General features: G+C 38.3%; 10 protein-coding genes and 1 pseudogene. 8 read left to right on the top strand and 3 right to left on the bottom strand.

The annotated features are described in order from the left end of the window. The coding region (locus SB775_RS27040) for a hypothetical protein (protein WP_410864216.1) at positions 1-432 on the top strand (432 nt) is incomplete at its 5' end. A gap of 208 nt (positions 433-640) precedes the next feature. Here the strand turns inward: SB775_RS27040 and SB775_RS27035 are convergent. Continuing rightward, a complete protein-coding gene (locus SB775_RS27035) occupies positions 641-1,084 on the bottom strand; it encodes a DinB family protein (protein WP_410864215.1) in 444 nt (147 codons plus the stop codon). A 719-nt stretch (positions 1,085-1,803) separates the two neighbouring features. Here SB775_RS27035 and SB775_RS27030 point away from each other — a divergent pair. Both SB775_RS27030 and SB775_RS27025 read left to right on the top strand, forming a co-directional pair. Beyond that, entirely contained in the window at positions 1,804-2,199 is a 396-nt protein-coding gene (locus tag SB775_RS27030) for a hypothetical protein (RefSeq protein ID WP_410864214.1), read from the top strand. Between the two features lie 120 nt (positions 2,200-2,319). Beyond that, positions 2,320-2,805 (top strand): HIT family protein, encoded by a 486-nt coding sequence (locus SB775_RS27025; protein ID WP_410864213.1) that lies wholly within the window; start codon positions 2,320-2,322, stop codon positions 2,803-2,805. A 159-nt stretch (positions 2,806-2,964) separates the two neighbouring features. Here the strand turns inward: SB775_RS27025 and SB775_RS27020 are convergent, their stop codons facing one another. Continuing rightward, positions 2,965-3,843: a dimethylarginine dimethylaminohydrolase family protein gene (locus SB775_RS27020; RefSeq protein ID WP_176432072.1), complete on the bottom strand. Its 879-nt coding sequence runs from the start codon at positions 3,841-3,843 to the stop codon at positions 2,965-2,967. A gap of 271 nt (positions 3,844-4,114) precedes the next feature. On the opposite strand from SB775_RS27020, the gene SB775_RS27015 reads away from it, so the two are divergent. From SB775_RS27015 to SB775_RS27005, 3 genes are all read left to right on the top strand, one after another. Further along, on the top strand, positions 4,115-4,324 hold the full coding sequence (locus tag SB775_RS27015) for a transposase (RefSeq protein ID WP_410864211.1): 210 nt from the start codon (positions 4,115-4,117) through the stop codon (positions 4,322-4,324). Next, a complete protein-coding gene (locus SB775_RS27010) occupies positions 4,321-5,937 on the top strand; it encodes a long-chain fatty acid--CoA ligase (RefSeq protein ID WP_410864209.1) in 1,617 nt (538 codons plus the stop codon). The genes SB775_RS27015 and SB775_RS27010 overlap by 4 nt, the downstream gene beginning before the upstream one ends. 99 nt (positions 5,938-6,036) lie before the next feature. Further along, positions 6,037-6,828 carry an enoyl-CoA hydratase gene (locus SB775_RS27005; RefSeq protein ID WP_061465994.1) on the top strand — a complete coding sequence of 264 codons (792 nt, stop codon included), beginning with the start codon at positions 6,037-6,039 and terminating at the stop codon, positions 6,826-6,828. Positions 6,829-6,869: 41 nt separating this feature from the next. Here the strand turns inward: SB775_RS27005 and SB775_RS27000 are convergent, their stop codons facing one another. Beyond that, complete coding sequence (locus tag SB775_RS27000; protein ID WP_410864207.1) at positions 6,870-7,196, bottom strand: alpha/beta fold hydrolase family protein; 327 nt, start codon at positions 7,194-7,196, stop codon at positions 6,870-6,872. 271 nt (positions 7,197-7,467) lie between these two features. On the opposite strand from SB775_RS27000, the pseudogene SB775_RS26995 reads away from it, so the two are divergent. Both SB775_RS26995 and SB775_RS26990 read left to right on the top strand, forming a co-directional pair. Beyond that, positions 7,468-7,897 (top strand): annotated as a pseudogene (locus SB775_RS26995) (DDE-type integrase/transposase/recombinase); the annotation flags it as partial. A gap of 481 nt (positions 7,898-8,378) precedes the next feature. Then, the gene (locus tag SB775_RS26990; protein WP_081108718.1) at positions 8,379-8,537 is read left to right on the top strand and encodes a YjcZ family sporulation protein; all 159 of its coding nucleotides are present in this window, start codon (positions 8,379-8,381) and stop codon (positions 8,535-8,537) included. Positions 8,538-8,654 lie beyond the last annotated feature (117 nt).

Below are 8,654 nucleotides of genomic sequence, written 5' to 3'. Positions count from 1 at the left end.
CATCTATTGAAACATAAAAAAACCCGGATAAGGGACACTTTTTTATGTGTGTCCGTTATCCGGGGTATAGTTCACTTAGCGGGGGCTCCTTTTGATAATTGGCCTGCAGCATCGATCCTCGCAGAAGCGCAGAATTTGACCCATATGAAAAGTTTTCGTCAAATAGCCGCAAGATTGACCATTTCGCCATACGTTATAAAACCTTTGAAAGGTTTCTCTAGTTTTTCATTCAGGCGTTCTTCGGGAATGGAGAGAAGGAGGTCGTATTATTCTTTGAATTGTCGACTCAGTACTTCAATGGCTGGAACGGCGTTTATCCATTCGGAAGAATTAGTGCCTTTAGCGAATGAATCAGCATATTCCGCAGGGAAATTGCCGACTTTTAGGGTGGTCAAGAAAGAATTTTTTCGATACAAACAGGGTGTGACCTAGATGTCATTTAATGTTGTTGTTGAAACCCTATGGTTAAATGGTTGGAAGTCAGGGGTAATGCGATCAATGGTCATTTCAAAAAAATCCCCTCTAATAAATTAGAAGCGTTACTTTAATGGGTTCATATATGTAACTCCTATTATGTATGAAATCAAATCCTTGTTCATAAAAAAAACTGTCACCCATTTTCAGAGTGACAGCCTGTGGCTTAATCAGTTAGTAAGAGTTTCATTGCATGAATTTGTCCAATGTGATTGGCTTCGTGCAGGACTACGAAATTAATGAATTCCCCCACTGTTTCCATTCCGTTGAAAGGCTTTGCTGTTTTCTCTGTCAATCGTTCTTCAGGAATTTCAAGAAGTCGGCCAAGTTGTTCTTGCAGCTGTTGCTTTAAAACTTCAACGGAAGGTACATCCCCGGTCCAGTCGGAGGGTTTTGAGCCATATCCAAATAGCTGGCTGTAATTCGCTGGCAATTCACTGTTGGATTTCAATAAAAAATTTTCGGCTGCAGTAAGGACATGTCCAAGATGCCAATGGATTGTATTATTAAAACCTTCAGGCTGCACATCCATGAACTCTGGTTTGATTCCCTCGATTTCTTTTAAAAGACTGCCGCGCATAACCGTTAGCTGATTTTTTACATAATTCATTTTACATTCCCCTTTCAATCTCTTTTTAATAAAGACTATCTCTTGAAATTATAGCAAGGATATTTCAATATTATCAAACTTTAGATATGTCTTTTCAAAAGGTTTGGAAGAAGGGGCCACAATGATGTTGACGACACAATCGGCGAAAAAGGTATACAAAACGATGGTTGAGCAGGCAATGCAGGAAACCGAGCTGATTTTGATGGTAAAAGGCTGATAATGGATCACTTGCTTTTCGAATCCTTCAGATCAGAAGGACTCTGTACTCTTATTGGAAGGATATAGTCATCTGGGCTCATTATTATTGAAACATGAAGTGGATGGGAAAATCATTACAGATCTCGATGAAATGCTTTCCTCGTTAAGCAGCCTGGCAGGGTACCATTTACATTATCATACTGGTATGGGTGTGGGTCTCTGTTTAGCAAGCTTCTGTTCACGTCGATTTTAAGTATCCCCTTTGTCAAAATTTCTTTGTCCAAAAAAGTCAATCGTTCACTCATCCGATTGACAGGTGTGATAAGCATGGTTTTCGGTTGGGCTTGGTTGAACGCAGGCTATAGCCGAAGGGATACCGGGGGCATGAACTCTCAAGTGAAAAACTTGAGGTTTTTTTACTGCTTAAAACGATAAACATTCCTATTACTCTTTTGAGTTGACTAGTATAATGAAATATATTGGATAAATAATCCACCTAAGGTATGAGGAGATGACATGTAATGAAAAGGAAACCATTCCTGCTTGCACTTAGCCTATTATCAATAACATTTACCGCAGGTTGTACAACAAAGCAAGAACATATTTCCATTCAAAAATATGAAGGTAAAAACTACAAATTCGAAGCATATAAAGAAAAGATAGAGATTGAAAGAACAGAAAAAACAAAAGAGATAATAAAGAATGCTGACTGGGACAAATACGAGTTGGAGAAAGGTCATCCTAAGGCGGACTATATCTTTTATTTTAATGATGATAAAGATGCAGGGAAGATACCCGTGTATTATGTTTGGGTTAATTCCGAAGAAAATAGTGTGGAATTGACGCGGGATAAACATAGCCAGTTTGTACAGTTAAATAGAAAGGATTCTGAAATTCTATTAAGACTGCTGCACTAATTAAAAGAAAGTGGATATCCAAGTCCTTTCATTTCAAAAAAACAAGCATTCTATTATCGGATATCTATGTACATTAACGAAAATCAACAGAGTTAATTAAGTACTCTTTTGGAGGGATTTATGAGGAAAATGACTTTGTTTAATGGAAAAACGATTGAAATCGAATGTTTAAGCTGTGCTTTGACGAATGGGGAGATAGAAGCGGATGGTGGTGCAATAGTCGAAACCGAGTATTTTCATGCTCACCAAGACGTTGCATATCCCATTGTAGGTTTAGTTATTTTAGCATCCAAACGCCATATTAAGTGCTTTGATGAATTATATGACTTGGAGAAGGTTGATTACATAAACATATTATCCAAGATTAGAAAAGCTCAAAGGGAGGTACTAGGGATAGAACATGTTTATTATTTTTACAATGAGGATACTCTCCACCATTTTCATACTTGGATGGTTCCTCGATATGAATGGATGTACGATTTTGGACGTTCGGTGGAATCTGTTAGACCGGTTTTGCTCCATGCAAGAAATAAATTGAACAATGATGAAAATTTTAAAAGTGTACTTGATGGAATCAAGGCTTTAAAAAAAGAACTAAACCCTTAATTATTCCTTGTTCCTCAAACAGATGCGGGAGCTCCATAAAATTAAAGAGACCACTCAAGCGGTCTCATTTGTTTGTACAAAAATCAACAATAATGTTTGAAAAAGTTGAATTAAACAGGGCTTCAAAAGGGCAAGTACGGTAAAATCTTTTCATTCTTCTCAGGCTGGATCAATCTTCTTATTCGTTGTCCTCAATAATGGCATGGTGCAACAACGGAAAGAGCCACCGGACTTGATGATTTCGCTTATATCAACTTCTATGACTTCGTATCCGCGTTCACGAAGGTGACTATTTACCTTTTTATTACATGGGAGGCTGAATAATTTTTTATTCCCAATGGAAAGCACATTGGTCCCTAATGTGAATTGTTCTTTTATAGTCACTTCAATTATGTCATAACGTGAAGCTAATAAATCCAACTCTTTTTTTGTAAAGGACTCTGGAAAAATAAGCGCCTCTGTTGGTGATATGATATTGAAAACGCAGTCTAAATGAAGGAATTTTTCAATGAAAGGCACCGCGATGATTTCGTATTCCGGTAATAAGGTTTGGAGATGCTTAATAGATGTTTCATTCGTTCTATCACTGACTCCAATATAGATGGTTTTTCCGTCGATAATGACATCCCCTCCCTCTATATGGTTTTCGCGGAGGTTGAAAAATGGGATACCATTCGTTTCGAGCCAGGATTTCAATAATAGTTCCTCACCCTGCCTGATACCTGTAGCCATCTCGGCTACGTAAACGGTATTGCCAAGAGTGAAACCGATATCTCTCGTAAAAACCTGTTCTGGATATGTATATTTAGGCGGAAGTTTGATGACTTCAATCCCTTCATGTTCAAGTGCCTTAATAAATTGGGCGTGCTGTTCCCTGGCAAGTTCCTTATCGATATTTTTTTCTATAAACTCTTTTTGCGTTTCGTTAATGATTTCACGGATCTCCATATAACGAGGTTCACAGACGATCACCCGTGATAGCTTTGAATATTCGCTCGCACAATATGCCTCAAGTTCTTCGTTTATCTTGTTTACCATAAATGAGCTCCCTTTTAAATATAATTGTATCTTTACTATTACCTCTTTTTCTGGAAAGAAACATAAAAAATAGGTCGTTGCCTCGTTATTCTTTGTCTTTAACTTAAAAACGGGCCGTTGACCTATAATTCCGACATTCTTAGAACTGCAGGGTGAACGATTAGAATATTTTAAAAAAAGGATCTGGTTGATATTCCCCCTTAAAGTAGCCAGTGTAAAAAGTCCATGAAAAAACATGGATGTTACACAATTTCTTGGAGGGAATTTTATTATGGCTAAAAAAGGGGATAAATTTCAAACTTATTCAGAGGAATTCAAGATTCAGGTTGACCAAAGTTATTTAAATAATGAGGGTAGCCAATCTGCTATAGCGAAAAAATATGGTCTTAAAAGTAAAAAGCACCTAGGGATAAAGGATTATTTTTTTTCTGGTCGAATATATAATGAAGACGTTTTCAATACAAGGGGGAGATTGGAATGATGGATACTCCATTAATCATGACTCAAATCATTGAGAGAGCTGAAAAATATTTTCCGAAGAAAGAGGTAGTTTCGCGTACGGATGGTGGAATTCACACTTTTACGTATGCTGAAATTGCTGCGCGTACAAGAAGGCTAGCTAGTAACCTTGAAAAATTCGGTATTAAAACAGGTGACCGTGTTGGAACACTTGCCTGGAACCATCATCGGCATTTAGAAGCTTATTTTGCGATTCCTTGTCATGGCGCTGTCCTACATACAATTAATATGCGTCTCTCACCCCAACATGTTTCTTATATCATCAATAGTGCGGAAGATCGATTATTACTGATAGATCCGGATGTCATCCCCCTGTTAGAAGCGATTAAAGATGAGTTAACGACCGTGGAAGGATATATCTTAATGACCGATAAAGATGAGCTGCCTGAAACGACCCTTTCACCAATTTATCATTATGAAAAGTTATTAGCCGAAGGGAATCCAAAACAGCCCTTCATTCAAGCTTTGGATGAAAATGCTCCTGCCGGCATATGTTATACCTCCGCCACGACCGGGAATCCAAAAGGTGTGGTTTATTCACATCGCGGGATTTTGTTGCATGCGATTGCATTGGGACTTGCTGATTCTACAGCAATAAGCGAACGGGATGTGGCCCTTGCAGTCGTGCCCATGTTTCACGTGAATGCTTGGGGCATGCCTTTTGCCAGTGTTTGGTTTGGCACTAAGATGGTTTTGCCTGGACCCTACTTCACCCCAAAAATTTTGGCAGAGCTTATAGAAACGGAGAAGGTTACAATTGCAGCAGGGGTTCCGACGATATGGCTGGGCCTATTGAAGGAGCTGGAAGAAGGTAGCTATGATATGAGCAGCATTCGCGCAGTTTTATGCGGAGGGTCGGCAGCCCCAAAAAGCATGATTAAAACCTTTGAACAAAAGTACGGGATTCCATTCCTGCATGCCTATGGAATGACTGAAACAAGCCCGCTCGTTTTTGTTTCCAAACCAAAAAGCTATCAGGAAGACCTCCCTGAAGAAGAACTATATGAGTTGAAGGCCAAGCAGGGCCTTGTCTCGCCAATGATTGAAATTAAAGTGGTCGGCCAGGACGGCGAAGTAAAACCTGATGGAAAAGAAATGGGCGAATTACTAATTAGAGGTCCATGGATTGCGAATGAATATTTTAAGGATGAGCGGTCAGAGGATACATTTAAAGATGGCTGGCTTTATACCGGGGATGTTGTCACGATTGATGAAGAAGGATTCGTGAAAATCGTCGACAGGACTAAGGACTTGATTAAAAGCGGCGGTGAGTGGATTTCTTCCGTTGATATAGAGAATGCATTAATGGCCAATGAAGGAGTCTTTGAGGCGGCGGTGATTGCAGTGCCTCACGAAAAATGGCAGGAACGACCGATTGCTTGTGTTGTTTTGAAAGACGAATACAAGGGGCAGGTGTCCCAAGAAGACATCATCGAATTTTTAAAGCCGCAATTTGCAAAATGGTGGCTGCCGGATGAAGTGGTCTTTTTGGAAGATATTCCGAAAACGGGTGTTGGGAAGTTCCTGAAAAGGGCTTTGCGAGATCAGCTTCAGGATAAATATATCAAGAAGTGATAATATGTTTATTTAATTGAAACTTTTCACCCTATTCTGACAACTTATCAAAACTATATAATAGATTCATAGAACAAAAGAGGAGGAAATAAATTGAGTATTGAATCGACATTACCTGCAGGCACTGTTTTAGTCACATATTCGGACCGGACCGCTACTGTTGCAATGAACCGTCCAGAGGCCATGAATTCTTTAAATCCGTTAATGCTGCATGATTTCATTAATGCCCTTAAGGAAGTAAGTGAGAATGATAAAGTGGACGTCGTCATTATAAAAGGGAATGGGAAAGCATTTTCCGCAGGTGGTGACATTAAGATGATGCTCGCGCCTGGAAAAGAAAACGCTTTCGATGAACTGATGGATGGAATCAGTGAATTGGTGACAACTCTATACTTCATGCCTAAATTGACCATCAGTGCCATTCATGGTGCAGCTGCAGGGCTTGGGTTGAGTATAGCTCTTGCAACCGATCACCTTATTGCCGATTCGGACAGTAAGGTTGCGATGAATTTTATCGGGATTGGATTAATCCCTGATGGCGGCGGACACTTTTTCCTTGAACGCCGTCTTGGTGAAGTAGGTGCGAAAGAATTGATCTGGGAAGGTAAAGTGCTTACAGCGCTTGAAGCAAAAGCAAAGGGCCTCATTCATGAAGTGGCAGACGGAACCTTGGAACATGCGGTAGAGAAGAAGGTGCAATCATGGCTGCAAAGCCCGGTTCAGGCCATGATTAAAACAAAAAAGATTCTTAGTGAAAAAAATCGCCCGCTATTAATTAAGATCCTTGAGATTGAAAAAGCTGCTCAAATGAAAATGCGTCAAACAGCGGACCACCAAGAAGGAATAAAAGCTTTCGTCGAAAAAAGAAAACCGAACTTCATCGGAAAATGACTGTATGTCACTTTATGAGTTATTTTCATCTATTTTAAGCGTTATTTTGCACTATAAGTGAATATAAAAAAGTCCAATTTCTCAGCATTTAAATTGAGAAATTGGACTTTTTTCGTTACTCCGGAAAGCGCCCTTTTCTGGAATAAGCATATAAGTTTTATAATCTGGTGTACTCGAATAACTCGATATTCGTAGTGAGTATTTAAAAATTCTTTAATTTCATTGTTAATTTCTATTAAATGTTCTCCAGAAGGAAAATGTCCCATATCCAATGTTTTGAATGCAATTAAATTTGATATGATTTCTCTTACTACTTTGTTTAATCGATTGGCTGGGATAAAGATATCTTTTTCTCCTGCGATAATCAAAGTTGGACGCTGTAATGCATTAATTCCTCCTTCTCCATTAATTTAGGCATTTCTTGTTCAAGTTTAATAAATTTAAATATATCTCCAATAATGAGTTTATCAATTTCTTTCATACTATTAGTTGACATAATGTTTGTAATTTTATTGAGATATTTTTCAGATGAAGTAGTATTGAACAGGATTAAAGGAAGATAAATATTCTTAATCATTTCAAATTTAGACCCTGACCGTATTCTTGCTGGAGAGACTAATATAAAACAATCAATCTTATTCGGCATTAAATCGGGAATTCCTTCAAGAAGAAGAGAAAAAAGTAGTGGTCAGCGATTTAACATATGTCAAAGTCAAAAATAAATGGCATTACATTTGTGACTTTGTCGATCTCTTTAATCGTGAAATCATTGGATTAACACAGGACCTAACAAGGACGCGAAGCTTGTGGCAAGAGCGTTTGCATATATAAAAGGGAACCTCCGTGATATTCAGCTCTTCCACACAGATCGAGGAAATGAATTTAAAAACAAACTGATTGACGAAACGTTAAACAAATTGAGATTGGTCGTTCACTAAGTATGAAAGGTTGCCCTTATGATAACGCTGTCGCGGAAGCGACCTTTAAAATCATTAAGACTGAGTTCGCCACTCTTGGCTACTTAAGTCCTCTAGAATATAAAAAATTATCCCTTAAAAAAGTTGTTTGATTTAGTTTGACAATCCAAACGTATGATTCCTTTGTGAGAGCATCGTTGTTGTGCGTTCTTTTTTAAAAAGGGGAGAGGTTGGAGTTAGTGTAGTTTCATGGACGTATTTTAGTTAAGTCAATGATTTTTGAGAGGACGTGTTCGTATTGGAACGTTAGAATACAGGGAAGAAATATAATAATGAATACAAGAAGACCATTGTAGATCTTTATCACTCGGGTAATTCAGTAAGAGAATTAAGGGGCGAATATGGTGTATCAGACGTAATAAATGGGTTAAAGAATTTGCCCCTATCTGTCAGTTCCTTTAATTTTAATTTTTCTTTTTATTTCTTTAACCTTTTTTTCTCTAATTTAAATATAAGATAATGTAAAGAATCGCACATTTAAAAGGCTTGCCAATCAGTAACTTTTTCCAGATTAGGGCATAAGAATATATAACCCATTTGAGTTCCTCCTAAAAAAAAAGGAGATGTTTAGATATGTCAGGTTGTGGCAATAGTTGTGGCGGTGGCGGTATTGGATTTGGTGGAGGTTTCGCCTTTATAGTCGTATTGTTTATACTCTTAATCATTGTTGGATGTAGTTGTGCCGGCGGGTACGGCGGTGGATACGGCGGCGGATATGGCGGATACTGCTAAAACATTATAAAAAAAATCCGACCTCAATTGGTCGGATTTTTCAGTTTGTAGACAAAAGGGGTTCGGAATTAAAAAATTCCGAACCCCTTTTTGAGATTCCCTTTGAATTTTTGCCTG

Source organism: Peribacillus sp. SIMBA_075 (assembly GCF_046534585.1).
The sequence above is the reverse complement of the archived record's forward strand: the minus strand, read 5'-3'. Positions and strand labels throughout refer to the sequence as shown.

Excerpts from the sequence above, each read along its gene's own strand:
- SB775_RS27035 (WP_410864215.1), bottom strand. The coding sequence starts at position 1,084 with ATGAATTATGTAAAAAATCAGCTAACGGTTATGCGCGGCAGTCTTTTA.
- SB775_RS27030 (WP_410864214.1), top strand. The coding sequence starts at position 1,804 with ATGAAAAGGAAACCATTCCTGCTTGCACTTAGCCTATTATCAATAACA.
- SB775_RS27025 (WP_410864213.1), top strand. The coding sequence starts at position 2,320 with ATGAGGAAAATGACTTTGTTTAATGGAAAAACGATTGAAATCGAATGT.
- SB775_RS27020 (WP_176432072.1), bottom strand. The coding sequence starts at position 3,843 with ATGGTAAACAAGATAAACGAAGAACTTGAGGCATATTGTGCGAGCGAA.
- SB775_RS27015 (WP_410864211.1), top strand. The coding sequence starts at position 4,115 with ATGGCTAAAAAAGGGGATAAATTTCAAACTTATTCAGAGGAATTCAAG.
- SB775_RS27010 (WP_410864209.1), top strand. The coding sequence starts at position 4,321 with ATGATGGATACTCCATTAATCATGACTCAAATCATTGAGAGAGCTGAA.
- SB775_RS26990 (WP_081108718.1), top strand. The coding sequence starts at position 8,379 with ATGTCAGGTTGTGGCAATAGTTGTGGCGGTGGCGGTATTGGATTTGGT.